This is a genomic window from Enhygromyxa salina (assembly GCF_000737335.2).
In the GTDB taxonomy this organism is placed as follows: domain Bacteria; phylum Myxococcota_A; class Polyangia; order Nannocystales; family Nannocystaceae; genus Plesiocystis; species Plesiocystis salina_C.
Genome location: NZ_JMCC02000018.1, coordinates 15,739 through 30,173 on the forward strand (window position 1 = coordinate 15,739; position 14,435 = coordinate 30,173).

General features: G+C 66.2%; 10 protein-coding genes. 5 read left to right on the plus strand and 5 right to left on the minus strand.

The genetic code is table 11. The features are described 5' to 3' along the window. Positions 1–162: 162 nt before the first annotated feature. Together DB30_RS08710 and DB30_RS08715 are read left to right on the plus strand one after the other, a co-directional pair. Positions 163–507 (plus strand): ATP-dependent Clp protease adaptor ClpS, encoded by a 345-nt coding sequence (locus tag DB30_RS08710; protein ID WP_052547715.1) that lies wholly within the window; start codon positions 163–165, stop codon positions 505–507. Beyond that, entirely contained in the window at positions 494–3,112 is a 2,619-nt protein-coding gene (locus DB30_RS08715; RefSeq protein WP_146658316.1) for an AAA family ATPase, read from the plus strand. Before DB30_RS08710 ends, DB30_RS08715 begins: the two co-directional genes overlap by 14 nt. On the opposite strand, the gene DB30_RS08720 is transcribed toward DB30_RS08715, so the two are convergent. Together DB30_RS08720 and DB30_RS08725 are read right to left on the minus strand one after the other, a co-directional pair. Then, complete coding sequence (locus DB30_RS08720; RefSeq protein WP_052547716.1) at positions 3,109–3,471, minus strand: response regulator; 363 nt, start codon at positions 3,469–3,471, stop codon at positions 3,109–3,111. The two genes, DB30_RS08715 and DB30_RS08720, sit on opposite strands and share 4 nt — an antisense overlap. After that, entirely contained in the window at positions 3,468–4,457 is a 990-nt protein-coding gene (locus DB30_RS08725) for a sensor histidine kinase (protein ID WP_052547718.1), read from the minus strand. The genes DB30_RS08720 and DB30_RS08725 overlap by 4 nt, the downstream gene beginning before the upstream one ends. A gap of 482 nt (positions 4,458–4,939) precedes the next feature. Between DB30_RS08725 and DB30_RS08730 the strand changes: the two genes are divergently transcribed. Further along, the gene (locus DB30_RS08730) at positions 4,940–5,710 is read left to right on the plus strand and encodes an alpha/beta fold hydrolase (protein ID WP_052547719.1); all 771 of its coding nucleotides are present in this window, start codon (positions 4,940–4,942) and stop codon (positions 5,708–5,710) included. A 328-nt stretch (positions 5,711–6,038) separates the two neighbouring features. Here the strand turns inward: DB30_RS08730 and DB30_RS08735 are convergent, their stop codons facing one another. Continuing rightward, on the minus strand, positions 6,039–7,766 hold the full coding sequence (locus DB30_RS08735) for a tetratricopeptide repeat protein (RefSeq protein ID WP_052547721.1): 1,728 nt from the start codon (positions 7,764–7,766) through the stop codon (positions 6,039–6,041). After that, positions 7,763–8,239: a hypothetical protein gene (locus DB30_RS08740; protein WP_146658317.1), complete on the minus strand. Its 477-nt coding sequence runs from the start codon at positions 8,237–8,239 to the stop codon at positions 7,763–7,765. Before DB30_RS08740 ends, DB30_RS08735 begins: the two co-directional genes overlap by 4 nt. A gap of 169 nt (positions 8,240–8,408) precedes the next feature. Between DB30_RS08740 and DB30_RS08745 the strand changes: the two genes are divergently transcribed. Both DB30_RS08745 and fdhF read left to right on the plus strand, forming a co-directional pair. Beyond that, a complete protein-coding gene (locus DB30_RS08745) occupies positions 8,409–9,923 on the plus strand; it encodes an NADH-ubiquinone oxidoreductase-F iron-sulfur binding region domain-containing protein (RefSeq protein ID WP_052547725.1) in 1,515 nt (504 codons plus the stop codon). After that, positions 9,920–12,721: a formate dehydrogenase subunit alpha gene (fdhF, locus tag DB30_RS42185; RefSeq protein WP_338082188.1), complete on the plus strand. Its 2,802-nt coding sequence runs from the start codon at positions 9,920–9,922 to the stop codon at positions 12,719–12,721. The genes DB30_RS08745 and fdhF overlap by 4 nt, the downstream gene beginning before the upstream one ends. A gap of 80 nt (positions 12,722–12,801) precedes the next feature. Here the strand turns inward: fdhF and DB30_RS08760 are convergent, their stop codons facing one another. Next, positions 12,802–14,427 (minus strand): hypothetical protein, encoded by a 1,626-nt coding sequence (locus DB30_RS08760; RefSeq protein ID WP_052547730.1) that lies wholly within the window; start codon positions 14,425–14,427, stop codon positions 12,802–12,804. Between the last annotated feature and the right edge of the window lie 8 nt (positions 14,428–14,435).

A 14,435-nucleotide genomic window follows, 5' to 3' on the forward strand; every position in this document is an offset into this window, starting at 1 on the left:
GCATTACCCTTGCGGGGCCCGGCGCAAACTCCGAACTCCGCTACAATGCGGCGGCCGGGTTCCGGGCCACCTCGTGTGTCCCAGACCCGGGCCACTCCAAACCCGAACTGCCTGCTCCCACGCCCGGCAACTTCTCGCCAGCCGTACCCCCGCCGCTGCGCCATGTCCGACCAGCGTAAAGACGAACCTCAACGTGGTGTCGCGCTCAAGACTCGCGACAAACAAAAATCCAAGCGGCCGCGCATGTACCGCGTGCTACTCCACAACGACGACTACACGCCGATGGAGTTCGTCGTCCGACTGCTGCAGACCGTGTTCCATCACGGTGAGTCGATGGCCCAACAGATCATGCTCCACGTGCACAACTCCGGCGTCGGCGTGGCCGGTGTCTTCACCCACGAGATCGCCGAGACCAAGGTCGCACAGACCCACATGCTCGCCCGACAAAACGAGAGCCCGCTGATGGCCTCGATGGAACCAGAGGACGATCCCGATGCTGAGTCCTGAGCTGCGCGACACCCTTGATTCCGCCATCCAAGACACCCGGAGGCGGCGCCACGAGTACATCACCCTCGAGCACCTGCTGCTCGCGTTGCTCGATGATCCCAGCGCGCGCGACGTGCTGACCGGCTGCAACGCCGAGATCGAGCAGCTGCGTGCGGAGCTCGAGTCATTCCTCGAGGCCCACGTGCCCAAGCTGTCGCCCGACGGCGAAGAAGACGAGGGGCAGGTCCAGCAGACCGTTGGCGTGGGCCGGGTGCTGCAGCGGGCCGTGCTCCACGTGCAGGGCGCGGGCAAGGCCGAGGTCACCGGGGCCAACCTGCTCGTGGCGTTGTTCGCCGAGCCCGAGTCCATGGCCGTGTACCTGCTCGAGCAGCAGTCGGTGCGCCGCCGCGACGTCACCCTCTACATCGCGCATGGGATCGGCAAGAACAGCCAGCGCCAAGCACCGCGCGCGCGCCCGACCGGGCTGCCTCGCGGCGAGGACGACGAGGACGCGGTCGCCGACGATCCGCTCGAGGCCTACGCGATCGATCTCGCGGCCCGAGCCGAGCGGGGCGACATCGACCCGCTCGTTGGCCGCGACCAAGAGCTGACGCGCTTGATCCAAGTGCTGTGTCGGCGTCGCAAGAACAACCCGGTGTTGGTGGGCGAGCCGGGCGTTGGCAAGACCGCCGTGGTCGAGGGCCTGGCCCTGCGCGTTCACGAACAGCGGGTGCCAGACGCGATCGCGGAGATCCGCGTCTACGCCCTCGACATGGGGGCGCTGCTCGCTGGCACCAAGTTCCGCGGGCAGTTCGAAGAGCGGCTCAAGGCGGTGATCTCGGCGATCGAGGCCGAGCCCGGCGCGATCTTGTTCATCGACGAGATCCACACGGTGATCGGCGCGGGCGCGACCTCGGGCGGCTCAATGGACGCGAGCAACATGCTCAAGCCCGCGCTCAACGCTGGGCGCGTGCGCTGCATTGGCGCGACGACCTACAAGGAGTTCAAGAACTTCGACCGCGACCCGGCGCTGGCCCGGCGCTTCCAGAAGATCGAGATCGTCGAGCCAACCCAGGACGAGACGATCCTGATCCTGCAGGGCCTGAAGTCGGCCTACGAGTCGCATCACCACGTGGAGTACACGCCCGACGCGATCGAGCAGTCGGTCCGGCTCGCGCACAAGCACTTGCGTGACCGCCGGTTGCCCGACTCGGCGATCGACGTGATGGACGAGACCGGCGCGGCCGCGCGGCTCGGCGAGATCGACCACTCGGAGCGCCCCGCGAGCAAGGCGAAGACCGACGGCGACGGGGAAGAGCTCGACGTCGACCTCGAAGCAGAAGACGACGAGGACGACGACGAGACCGCCGCGACGGCCAAGGAGCGAGCGCTCGAGCCGGGCGCGATCCCGCTGCCCGCGACCGAGAAGGAACACGACGATCTGCGCCTCGCGGTCGGTGAGACCACGGCGCTCGAGCGGCGCGACCCGGGTCCAGTCATCCAGACCGGGCCGCGGATCGAGCGAAGCTCCGAGTCCGACACCCCCCGCGATCCCGGCGCGCCGATCATCGTCGACGTGCCCCAGGTCGAGGCCGTGATCGCCCGCATGGCCAGGATCCCGCCCAAGTCGGTCTCGACCGACGACCGCGAGGTGCTCAAGAACCTCGGCGAGGGCCTCTCGCAGGTCATCTTTGGCCAGGACGAGGCCGTGAGCGCCGCGACCAAGGCGATCAAGCGGGCCCGGGCCGGGCTCGCGCGGCCCGACAAGCCGATCGGCTGCTTCTTGTTCGCGGGTCCGACCGGGGTGGGCAAGACCGAGCTCGCGCGCCAGCTCGCGCGCTTGCTGGGCATGCCCTTCTTGCGCTTTGACATGTCCGAGTACATGGAAAAGCACAGCGTCAGCCGGCTGATCGGCGCCCCGCCTGGCTACGTGGGCTTTGATCAGGGCGGACAGCTCACCGACACGGTCAGCAAGAACCCGCACTCGGTCGTGCTGCTCGACGAGATCGAGAAGGCCCACCCGGACATCTTCTCGGTCCTGCTGCAGGTGATGGACAGCGCCAACCTCACCGACACCACCGGCAAGAAGACCGACTTTCGCAACGTCATCTTGATCATGACCAGCAACGCTGGCGCGTTCGAGATGACCCAGCGCAAGATGGGCTTTGGCGGTGACGACGGGATCGTGGACTCGGCCTCCAACAAGGCGCTCGAGCGCACCTTCAGCCCAGAGTTTCGCAACCGCCTCGACAAGATAGTGACCTTTGGCCAGCTGCCGCAGCCGGTCGTCGACAAGGTCGCGGACAAGATGCTGCGCGAGCTCGAGATCCAGCTCGCGGACCGTGGCGTCCGCCTGACCTGGACACCCGCCGCGCGCGACTGGATCGCGCGCAAGGGCTACGACAAGAAGTTCGGCGCGCGTCCAATGGGCCGGGTGATCGACGACAACATCAAGGGTGCGCTGGTCGACGAGCTGTTGTTTGGCCGGCTCGAGAGCGGCGGCGAGGTCCGCGTCGACTGCGACCTAGCGAAGAACGAGCTGCGCTTCGTGTTCACCGCCGAAGACGACGAAGAGGAAGCCCCGCTCGGCGGAGGCGTCGACATCCACGAGCTCGTGGAAGCCTAAACGGTCTGGGGCGTGCCGCCCCCCTCCATCGCGGCGAGCAGGTCTGCGCGCTTGAAGGGCTTGGCCAGGAACACGGCCGGCGACAGCGCCTCGATGTCGGGCGACTCGCCGTGGCCGCTGATCAGCACCACGTGGACCGTTGACCCGTGCGCGCGGATCCGGCGGGTCAGGTTGACGCCGTCGAGCCGCGGCATGCGGATGTCGGTGATGAGCACGCCCCACCCCTGAGGTTCCTTCTCGAACAGCTCCCACGCCTCAAGGCCGTCGTGGGCGATCGTGGTCTCGTGGCCGTGCACCTGCAGCAGTCGCGCGAGCGACTTGGCGATGCGCGGCTCGTCGTCGACGACGAGGACCTTCATCGGGTCACCGACCTGGGCAGCTTGACCCGCATGCGGGTCCCATGCCCGCTGGAGTCGTGTGCGTCACCGGGACGGCCCCCGGAGTTGGTTAGCGCTTCGACGGTGCCTCCATGGCGATCGATAATCCCGTGAACGATGGACAAGCCAAGCCCGGTGCCCCGCCCGACCGCCTTGGTCGTGAAGAAGGGATCGAAGATTCGATCCAAGTCAGCGGCAGGTATCCCTGGGCCATTGTCTGCGACTTCAAAACCCACGACATCATGCTCGACGAAGCTGCGGGCGACAATACGTGCGTCGCTTCGGCCGCGCAGAGCGTCGCGCGCGTTGATCACCAAGTTGGCGACAACCTGCAGTAGCTCGCCGACCCGGCAGGGGATCGGTTCGATATCGGGTGCCAGGTCGAGCTCGAATTGGATCCCCTCCGACCGGACCTGGTTGCCCAGCGCGCTCATCGCCTGGGTGAGCACGTCGTTGACGCTGGCCAGCGTGGCATCGCTGTCGCTGTGACCGTCGCGGCGACTGAAGGTGAGCAGGTGCCCAGCCACGATGCTGCCTCGGGTGACCTGCTCCTCGATCGCGTCGAGCAGCTCGAGCGCAGTGGCCGAGTCCCCCGAGGCGATCGCGTCGCGCGCCTCCTCGACCGAGAGGCCAATGATCTGCAGCGGTTGATTGAGCTCGTGGGCCACCCCAGTGGCGAGCTGACCGAGCGCCGCGAGCTTTGCCGAGTGAACGACCTGTGCTTGTGCGTGGGCCAGATCTCGAAGGGCGAGTTCGTATTGGTCGCGACTGACGACCGTTGCTTGCAACTCTTCGCCGAGCATGTTCAACGCGACACAGATTCCGTCCAGATCCTCGTAGAGGTCGGTGTCGTCGCCTCCCTCGCTCAAGAGCTTCGTGTCGACGCGGGCGTCCAGTTCACCCCGGGCGAGATCACACATGACCGCTAATATTTCGCCGGTCCGCCGCTGGATGAGCAGATTGCTCATCCGTGCGCGCCTTTTCGAACGCTTGTTCGGACCCACGGGAAGGCTTCATCTTGGGCGAAATATTTTCGCCGGCTTGCGGACACCTTTGTGGACTGGATCACCGAGAACAGCGGGGTGTTTCCAGCTCGGGCGAGGGCTTGTGGCCCGAATGCGGACACCTTCAGCACGAAGGAGGCCTTTTGCCCCCGCGTGGGCACACCAAAGGACCCCCGCGTTGGGCAGCAGCCAAGATTTAACCAGGCCTCCATCTCGATCCGCTAGCGTAACGAGAACAGTCTAGCCTATACGCGGGGAATATTCTGTAAGATAGAGCTCGCAGAACCTGCCTTGCGTGACGCGGCACGCGATGTCGGTACGGGTGGGTGGTCAGTCTGTCCTTTGGACAGTGGGTGAGGGGGCAGTGGGCGAGGGGCAGTGGGCAAGCGCGCGATTTTATCGACGTTGACCGGTGCGAGCGCGCACGCGTAGCATCACTCCCAACGATGCCGAGCTACACCACTCCTGACGGCCTCAATATCTCCTATCGCATTCTTGGTGAGGGCGAGCCCGTCGTGTTGGTGCACGGGTGGATGGTCGGCGGAGCAATCTTCGACTCGGTCTCCGCCGCGTTGCTGCGCGCTGGCAAGCAGCTGATCATTCCAGATCAGCGCGGCGTCGGAGACTCGGCTCAGCCACCAACGGGCTACACGCTCGAGCTGTACGCCCGCGATCTGATCGAGCTCGTCAACGCCGCTGGGCTCAAGCGCTTCAAGCTCGTCGGTCACTCGATGGGTGGCCAGATCGCACAGCTCGTCGCGGCTTCGCTCGGGGATCGAGTGCAGACCATGGTGCTGCTGTGTTCCGTCCCCGCGGCGGGGGTGCCACTGCCCGATGAGCTGCGCCAGATGTTTCGCAGCTCGGCCGGCAACGTGGAGGCCCAAACTGAGATCTTGAACATCGCGTGCAAGCAGCTCGACGACGCGGGGCTCGCAACCATCCTCGCAACGGCCGCGACGGTGTTTCCCAATTGCATCGCCGAGAGCTTTGACGCGTGGACCGGCGGCGGGTTCGAGAAGCGACTCAGCGAGATCACCTGCGAGAAGACCTACGTGATCGGGACGGATGATCCCTTCTTGCCGCGCGAGGTGCTCGAGCCGATGGTGGTCCAGCCGATCGCGAATGCGGAGTTCGTGTACATCCCTGGACCGGGCCACTACCCGCAGATCGAAGCCACGGACACGACCGCGGCCAAGCTGGTCGAGTTGCTTTCTTAGACCCCCTTAGACCCCCACAGCCACCTTCGCACTTCGCGGGTCACTCGCTTCGCTCGCTCCCAAGGGGCCGTTTGTTCGCAGGGGCATGTGTGGCCCCCTCGAAGGGGGCTTTTTTCAGCTCGGGCGAAGGCTTCTCGCCCGCTTGCGGACGCCTTCGTGGACTGGTTCACCGTGGGCAGCGAAGTGTTTTCAGCTCGGGCGAGGGCTTCTCGCCGCTTGCGGACGCTTTCGTAGACTGGTTCACCGTGGGCAGCGAACTCTTGTGTGGGCACCTGCAGCTGGTGGGTGCCTCTCCAAGGGGTCGCGCTTTCGCTACCGGGCTATCGGGCTATCGGCCATTCACGAGGTCGCCCAGCCGGTTGACGGCGGCGCGGGTCTGCTTGGTGAGCACGTGGCCTGGGCCGCGGACCCTGTCTTCGACGAGTAGCGACTTTTCGTAGTAGCCCAGCGCGTCCTTGTACTTCTTGCGCTTCTCGTAGATCAGCCCGAGGTTGAAGTAGCTGGTCGCGGTCACGATGTTGTCGGGACCCAGCAGGTCTTCGCGCACTTTGGCCGCTTGCTCGGCGAACTTGGTGGCCTCGTCGTATTGCTTGAGCTTGTAGTGGGCGATCGCCATGGCGTCGAGGGTCTTGGCGGTCTCGAGGTGGTGGTCGCCGAACGCGAGCTTTCGCAGGGTCAATGCCTTGCCGTACCACTCGAGCGCGCTCGCGTAGCCCTTGCGCGCGGCCCAGACCTCGCCGATGCCGTGGAGGCTGACGGCGACCTCGGGGTGACCCGGGCCCAAGATCCGCTCTTGCACTTCAAACGCGTGGTTGAGCAGCGCGTAGGCGTCGTCAATCTTGGTTTGCAGCAACAGCACGCTGGCGTAGTTGGCTTCGGACAGGGCGGTGGCCGGGTGATCTTTGCCAAGCGAGCGGGTCTCGGCCTCGATCGCTTTTTGATACCAGGCGACGGCGCCCTCGACGTCGTCGAGACCAATGTGGACAAAGCCGAGGTTGTGATAGGCCCGAGAGGTGATGGGATCATCGGCGCCAAAGGTCTTGGTCCAGATGTCGAGCGCGCGCATGTAGAGCTCGTGCGCGGTCTTGTAGCTGGCGACGGCGGCCTCGAGGTTGCCAAGCCGGTTGGCGGCGTCGGCGACCCGCGGGTGCTCCTTGCCAAAGAAGGCCTCGCGCTGACGCAGCGCCGACTCGAGGTGAGCCCGGGCCTCTGCATGGTTGCCGCGGCGCAGCTCGGCGGTGCCAAGGCAAGTCAGGGCGTCGGCCTCGCCGATCGCGTAGCCCAATTTTTGGGCCTGGGTCAGCGCGGGCGCGCCATAGACAATTGCCTTGTCGTACTCGCCCTGCAGCACGGCGTGGTTGCAGGCGGCGATCGTGGCGTCGAGGCTGCGGCGTTCGTCACCGGACCGCTTGGCGGCGATCGCTGCGTCGTTGAGCAGCCCGCTCGCGGCCTCGCTCTTGCCGAGCGCGAGCAGGGTCTTGGCTTCGGCGGTCTTGCTGTCGGCGGTCTGCGCGGCCTCGGAGTCGGCGGTCTCTTCGGGGGACTTGTAGTAGGCCAACACCGCCTGGTTCTGGCAGGATGCGATGTTCTCGGAGATGTCGAGCATCGCGCGATCGATGTGCTCGTAGCTGGTGCGATCGACCTCGCCAAGCTGGGTGATCAGCGTGCGTTGCTGGACCAGCGCGGTGTTGAGGCACAGCGAGACCCGCACGTAGATCTCGTTGGGCATGGTCTGGCGCTCGAGCGTGTCCTTGCAGGCCCGGCGATTCATCATCACCCAGTCGGTGGTGATCGCGTCCATCTTGGTGACGATGCGATCCACGTTGACCACCTGGCTCTCGCCCGCGAAGCTGCGCAGCCCGTCACGGACCTCGCGTCGCTTGGCGTTGCCCCAGATCTTTTCAACGTCGAGATCGAAGTCGTCGCAGGCGCCGCGAGCTTGGGCCGGGCCAGGGGTCGCGCAGCCCGGCGCGAAGCCGAGGGCGACACCCGCGAGCAGGCTGACACCCAGGATCCGCGGCAAGAAGCGAAGGGGAGCGGTGCTTGGCTGGGTCACGGTTGGTCTCCGGGGGCGGGCGTGGGATCGGAATCGGTCTGGCAGCTGGGCGGCGCCGCCAGCAGTTGATCGAGGGCGCCTTCCACCGCGGCGAGCTCGCCCTCGTCGGCGATCGCCGCCGCCAGGGTCCGCTGGCGCTCGAGGCGATCGTCGAAGCAACGCACCCGCGCGGCGTAGTCGTCCTTGCTGATCAGCGCGCGGACGAAGTGGTCTTTGCACACCGACGTCCGCATCATCACCCAGTCTTCGGAGATGCGGTCCATCTTGTTGACCACCCCGCTGCGCTTCTCGAGCTCGATCTCGCCGCTGTGCTGCAGCGCGTTGGCCTTGATCGACGCCGACCAATATTTTTCGACCTGGACCTGGAAGTCGGCGCAGGGGTCGGCCTGGCTCGAGTCGGCTCGATGCGCGCCCGCGCAGCCGGCTTGCGTCGGGATCAGCAAGGCAAGCGCGCAGCCGATGAGGGGCCTCATGTTGCGCGGATGCACCGCCAAATGGTCGGCAATCCTCGCGGCGGCGACAACCCCACCCGCGCGCGCCCGGAAACTGGAGTTGAGACCCCCCTAGGAGCGAGCGAAGCGAGTGACCACGAAGTGCGCCGGCCTGTGTGGGGGCTAAAATGGTATGCTTTTTGGCAGTCCTATGGAGAAGAAGGGAGCCCAGCGGAGCCGGATCATCGAGCTACTCGAGGAGCACGGCGGCATGCGTCCGGGCGTCGCGCGGGAGGTGTCACGCGAGACGGGGGTCCCCGAGGCCGACATTTTTGGCGTCGCCAGTTTCTACACTTTGCTCGCGCGACCCGGGTCTCGAACACGGGTCTGTCAGGGCCTGACCTGCATGATGGCTGGCGCGGATCGGCGCATGCAGGAGCTGCGTGACAGCGGCGTGGAGGTCGAGCCTGTCAGCTGCCTGGGACAGTGCGACCGCGCTCCCGCGGCGCTCGATGACAAGCTCGAGCTAGTGGCGGGGCCGCGCGGCGCGATTAGCCCCGTCCGCGAGGATCAGGCGATGCAGCTCGGGGCCGAAGATGACGCCAGCTACGCCGCGCTGGCCCGCGCGGTCGAAGCCGGGCCGGAGTGGGTCATAAACGAGCTGAAGGTCGCGGGCCTGCAAGGTCGCGGCGGCGCCGGGTTCCCGGCTCACTTCAAGTGGAGCGCGGTCCGGGGCCAGCGCGAGCCGGTCCGCTACGTGGTCGTGAACGCCGACGAGGCCGAGCCAGCCACGTTCAAAGATCGCGAGGTCATGCTTCGCCGCCCGCACCTGATGCTCGAGGGCATGGCGATCGCGGCGTACGTGGCTGGGGCCAAGACCGCGTTCATCTATGTGCGCGGCGAGTTCAAGGACTGTCGGCGCGCGCTCGACCGGGCGATCGAGCAGGCCACGCCGCATCTCGATCGGCTCATCGGCGGGCTGGAGATCCGCGTCGTGGAGGGTCACGGCGCGTACATCTGCGGCGAAGAGACCGCGCTGCTCGAGGCCATTGAAGGCCGTCGGGGCATGCCGCGGCTCAAGCCGCCGTACCCAACAGAGTCGGGGCTGTGGGGCAAGCCCACGCTCATGAACAACGTCGAGACCCTGGCGTGCGTGCCGTCGATCGTGGGCCGCGGTGGGCCATGGTTTCACGCGCTGGGTCGGACCGAGCCCGGCTCGAAGCTCTATTGCATCTCCGGCCACATCGCGCGGCCGGGCGTGTACGAGCTGCCGCTTGGGATCACGCTGGACGAGCTGGTGCAGGAAGCCGGCGGCTACGTGGGCACGCCCCGGGCGTTCTCGCCGGGCGGTGCGTCGTCGGGCTTCTTGCCCATGAGCGAGCGCGGCGTGGCCTTGGACTTTGGCGCGCTGGCGAAGCTCGGCAGCATGATGGGCAGCGCCGGCGTGGTCGTGCTCAACGACACCATTGACATGGCCCAAGCTGCGCGCTGGCAGCAGATCTTCTTTGAAGACGAGAGCTGCGGTCAGTGTGCGCCGTGCCGCATTGGCGCCCGGGTCCAGCGCCAAGCGGTGGACCGCTGGATCGACGGCAAGAACCGAACCGGCCTCGCGCAGGTCGAAGAGGTCGCGTGGGAGATGAACGAAGGTTCGATCTGCGGCCTGGGCATGGTCGCCAGCTTGCCCCTGCAGAGCGCGATGAAATATTTCTCGGAGGATTTCCAATGAACCAGCTGATCGAGACCACACTCTTGCTCGAGATCGACGGCGAACAGGTCGAGGTCCCGCAGGGCGAGACCGTTTTGAAGGCCGCGCGCGCGCTCGACATCGAGATCCCGGTGCTGTGCCACGACGATCGGGTCGAGCCGGCGGGCTGCTGCCGCATGTGCCTGGTCGAGATCGAGGGCCAGCGCCGGCTGCAGCCAGCGTGCACCTTCAAGGCCAGCGCGGGCATGAAGGTGCGAACGGACACCGAGCGGGTCGCCCGCCACCGCCGCGGGTTATTGTCGCTGTACAAGGCCGACCACCGGCTCGACGAGTCGGGCACGCCGGTCTCGCGGGGCGTGCACGACATGCTCGCCGACCACATTGCGACCTACGGGACTGGGCCCGAGCTCGAGCCCGTCAACGCCCCACGGGTCAGCCGCGAGCACGACACCAACCCGTACATCCAATTCGACCCCGACGCCTGCGTGGTGTGTGGGCTGTGCGTGCGCTACTGCGACGAGGTCGAGGCCGTCAGCGCGATCACGCTGCTGGGGCGCGGGGCTTCGACCACGATCGGCACCGCGGATCAGCGCAACCTGCTCGACACCAGCTGCGAGCTGTGCGGTGGGTGTATCGCCGTGTGTCCGACGGGGGCGATGACGGAGAAGCCCTCGCTCGAGCAGCCGACCGAGCAGATCATTCGCTCGACCTGCAACTTCTGTGGGGTTGGCTGCCAGCTGGATCTGCACGTCGCGGAGGTGCCGGTCACGATCGGCGCCACGGGGGGTGGCTCGTCCACGGGCGCCAACCTGCCCGTGGGCACGAAGAAAAAAATCACGCGTGTGACCTCGCCCGAGCCGGGCACCACGGTCAACGACGGCAACCTGTGCATCAAGGGCCGGTTCAGCTACGAGTTCATCCACCACGACGAGCGCCTGAAAGAGCCGCTGATCCGCGGCGCAGACGGCCAGCTGCACCCGGCGAGCTGGGAGCAGGCGATCACGCGGGTCGCCGAGGGCCTGCACGGCGTCAAGCAGCGCCACGGCGCCGACGCGCTGGGCTTTGTCTCCTCCAGCCGCTGCACTGGCGAAGAGAACTACCTGATGCAGAAATTATCCCGGGCTGCGTTCGGGACAAACAACTGCCATCAGTGCGCCGCGACATGACACGCTCCAACTGTCGCCGGTCTGGTGACAATGTTCGGCGCGGGGGCGATGACCAACTCGATCCCCGAGATTCGTGAAGCGGACCTGTTGTTCGTCATTGGGTCCAACACGACGGAGGCGCACCCCATCATTGCGATGGAGATGAAGCGCGCGGTTGGGCGTGGGGCCAAGCTGATCGTGGCGGACCCGCGCAAGATCTGGCTGTCGGAGATCGCCGACTACCACATGCAGCTGCAGCCCGGCACCGACGTCGCGCTGCTCAACGCGATGATCCACGTGATCATCAGCGAGAACCTGTACGACGCAGAGTTCATCGCCAAGCACACGGAAGACTTCGACACGGTCCGCGAAGCGACGCTCACGACCACGCCCGAGTGGGCCGAGCAGATCACCAACGTGCCCGCGGACATGATCCGCGAGACCGCGCGGGCCTACGCGACCACGCGCAAGGCCGGCATCTACTACACGCTGGGGATCACCGAGCACACCCACGGCACCGACAACGTGTATTGCCTGGCCAACTTGGTGCTCATGACCGGGCACCTTGGGATCCGGTCGGCGGGCATGAACCCGCTGCGCGGGCAGAACAACGTGCAGGGGGCCAATGACGCCGGCGCCAGCCCGATCTTCTACCCGGGCTACCAGCGCGTCGACGACCCGAAGTCGCAGGCCAAGTTCGAGCAGGCGTGGGGGGTTGAGCTGTCGCCCGAGGACGGCATGAACCTGAACGTCATGATGAAGGCCATGGCCAAGGGCATGGTCAAGGGCATGTACGTGATGGGCGAGGACATCTTGTTGTCCGAGCCCAACGCCAGCAACATCGAGCAGGGGCTCAACAACATCGAGTTCCTGGTCGTGCAGGACATCTTCTTGAACGAGACCAGCCGGTTCGCGGATGTCGTGCTGCCGGCTGCGTGCTTCGCCGAGAAGGACGGGGTGTTCACCAACTCGGACCGCCGCGTGCAGCGGGTTCGCAAGGCCGTGGACGCGCCGGGGCAGGCGCGGGCGGACTGGGAGATCCTGTGTGATGTGGCGCGGGCGAGCGGGTATCCAATGCCGCACTACGCCAACGCGGGTGAGGTCTACGCCGAGATGGCGGGGCTGGTGGATCAGTTTGGCGGGATCAGCCACGAGCGGATCGACCGGGACGGCGGCTTGCAGTGGCCGTGCCCGGACCCCGAGCACCCCGGAACGGTGACCCTGCACGCAGACGGGCCGATCAAGGGCAAGGCGCCGTTTCAGGCGACCTTCTATCGGCCAAGCGAGGAGCTACCGGACAACGAGTATCCGTTCTTGCTGAGCACGGGGCGGACGCTCTATCACTACAACGCCGCGACCCAGACCCGGCGCAGCTCGGGCGCGCTGGCGCGGCAGCCGGAGAACTTCATCGAGATGCATCGCAAGGACGCGAAGAAGCGCGGATTTGCCGATGGGCAGATGGTGCGGGTCAGCTCGCGGCGGGGGGCGATTCTGGCGCGGGTCAATGTCAGCCCGCGGATGCGGTTGGGGTGCGTTTGGATGCCGCTGCACTTTGGGGAGTCGAATATTAACTATTTGACGAATGATGCCGGGGACCCGATTACGGGGACGGCGGAGTACAAGGTGTGTGCGGTCCGCGTGGAGGCGCTCGAGGAGGCCTCGGCGGCGGAGTAGGGGGGGGGGATTGGTTGGGGATGGGGCCCGTCGTGCGAATCGCATGACGGGCTTTGTTGTGTTGTGAGGTGGGGTTGGGGTTAGAGCAGATCGATCGCGCCGGCGCTGGCGGGGGTCTCGTTGTCGCCGATGTTGTTGGTGTTGCCGTAGCCGAGCGATCCGGTGCTGCCATACCCCCAACACACAACGGAGTAATCCTCGAGGACCGCGCAGCTATGGAGGTTGCCTGAGGAGATGGAGATCGCAGGCCCCCCGAGATCAATTGGGTCGACGGCGGTCGGGAGTTCGTTGTCACCGATGTCACCTGCGACCCCGAGTCCGAGCTGGCCGTCAGCGTTCCTACCCCAACACCTGACGTCGCCGTTGTCTAGCAGTGCGCAGCTGAATGAGTCTCCAGCGCTGATCGCCGTCGCAGCACCCCCAAGGTCGATTGGTGTCAGGTCAGCTGGTACCTCGTTGAGTTCGTCACCCCAATTTTGAATGTTGCCCTGCCCCAGCTGCCCGCGGCTGCCGTTGCCCCAACACAGCACGTCACCGGTCGAGAACAGCGCGCAAGTGTGGCCCCCTCCCAGCGCGAGCTGGACAATCGAGGTATTGCCTGGAAGCGACGCCGGATACACGTCGACAGATCCATTGCTGTTGGCCGGCTCATCATCACCGAGTTTGGTGACGCTGCCGTAGCCAAGCTGCCCGGAGTTGTTCTGGCCCCAGCAAAACAGATCATCGGCGATCGTGACTGCGCACGTGTGCTGGGCGCCAGCGGCGACGAGCGCGATGTCGTTGGGTCCGAGGTAGACCAGCCCGGCGACGCTGGCGGGCTCGTCGTCGCCAATATTCGTGGTGGTTCCGATCCCGAGTTGGCCGTTGGGGTTGTATCCCCAACACCGGACGTCTCCGCTGTCGAGGCGCGCGCAGTTGTGTCCAGCTCCGCTAGAGATCTGCGTGGCCGTGCCCCCGAGCATGATCCCTGGAAGCGCACCAAGCGTTTCGTCGTCGCCGATATTGCTGGTCGAGCCGTTGCCGAGCTGACCGGCGGAACCTAGCCCCCAACAGCGCACGAGCTCGTCTTCGAACAGCGCGCAAGTGTGGAGGTAGCCGGGGTCAACAGATCGCACGGGCCCAGGTAGCGTCACATCCCCCGCACTGGCCGGGGTTTCATCGTCTCCGATGTCCTCCAAGTTTCCGTAGCCGAGTCCGCCGAACCACGTCGGGCCCCAGCAGCGCAGACGACCACCCTCGATGAGGGCGCACGTATGCGCGTCTCCGACGACGACTTCCACGGTGGTGCGGGTACAGTCGGTGTCGCATCCGTCGCCGTCGATCTCGTTGCCGTCGTCGCACGCTTCGCCGTCGTCAGGAATCCCGTCGCCGCAGGTCTGCGGGACGCACTGACCCCCTTCGCAGATCAGCCCAGGGTCGCAGCTCTCGGGCGTGCCGTCGCACATGCAGCCGAGCTCGGTGCAGGTGGGATCGCCATCGCCGTCACCCGTCTCTCCATCACCGTCGCCGTCGCCCGGGTCGCCGTCGCCGTCGCCTAAATCCCCGTCGCCCGTGTCGTCTGGGTCCGCGGTCTCACTCTCGGTGGAGTCAGCGACAAACCCTGGGCAGCCCTCGTTCTCGGGGTAGAGATCGCAAAACGGGACGCTACACCCGCTCGTCAAGACCAGGCTCCCCGCCACCGCCACTGCCCATTTCGCGTGCTGCATCTTTGATC

Excerpts from the sequence above, each read along its gene's own strand:
- DB30_RS08710 (WP_052547715.1), top strand. The coding sequence starts at position 163 with ATGTCCGACCAGCGTAAAGACGAACCTCAACGTGGTGTCGCGCTCAAG.
- DB30_RS08715 (WP_146658316.1), top strand. The coding sequence starts at position 494 with ATGCTGAGTCCTGAGCTGCGCGACACCCTTGATTCCGCCATCCAAGAC.
- DB30_RS08720 (WP_052547716.1), bottom strand. The coding sequence starts at position 3,471 with ATGAAGGTCCTCGTCGTCGACGACGAGCCGCGCATCGCCAAGTCGCTC.
- DB30_RS08725 (WP_052547718.1), bottom strand. The coding sequence starts at position 4,457 with ATGAGCAATCTGCTCATCCAGCGGCGGACCGGCGAAATATTAGCGGTC.
- DB30_RS08730 (WP_052547719.1), top strand. The coding sequence starts at position 4,940 with ATGCCGAGCTACACCACTCCTGACGGCCTCAATATCTCCTATCGCATT.
- DB30_RS08740 (WP_146658317.1), bottom strand. The coding sequence starts at position 8,239 with ATGAGGCCCCTCATCGGCTGCGCGCTTGCCTTGCTGATCCCGACGCAA.
- DB30_RS08745 (WP_052547725.1), top strand. The coding sequence starts at position 8,409 with ATGGAGAAGAAGGGAGCCCAGCGGAGCCGGATCATCGAGCTACTCGAG.
- DB30_RS08760 (WP_052547730.1), bottom strand. The coding sequence starts at position 14,427 with ATGCAGCACGCGAAATGGGCAGTGGCGGTGGCGGGGAGCCTGGTCTTG.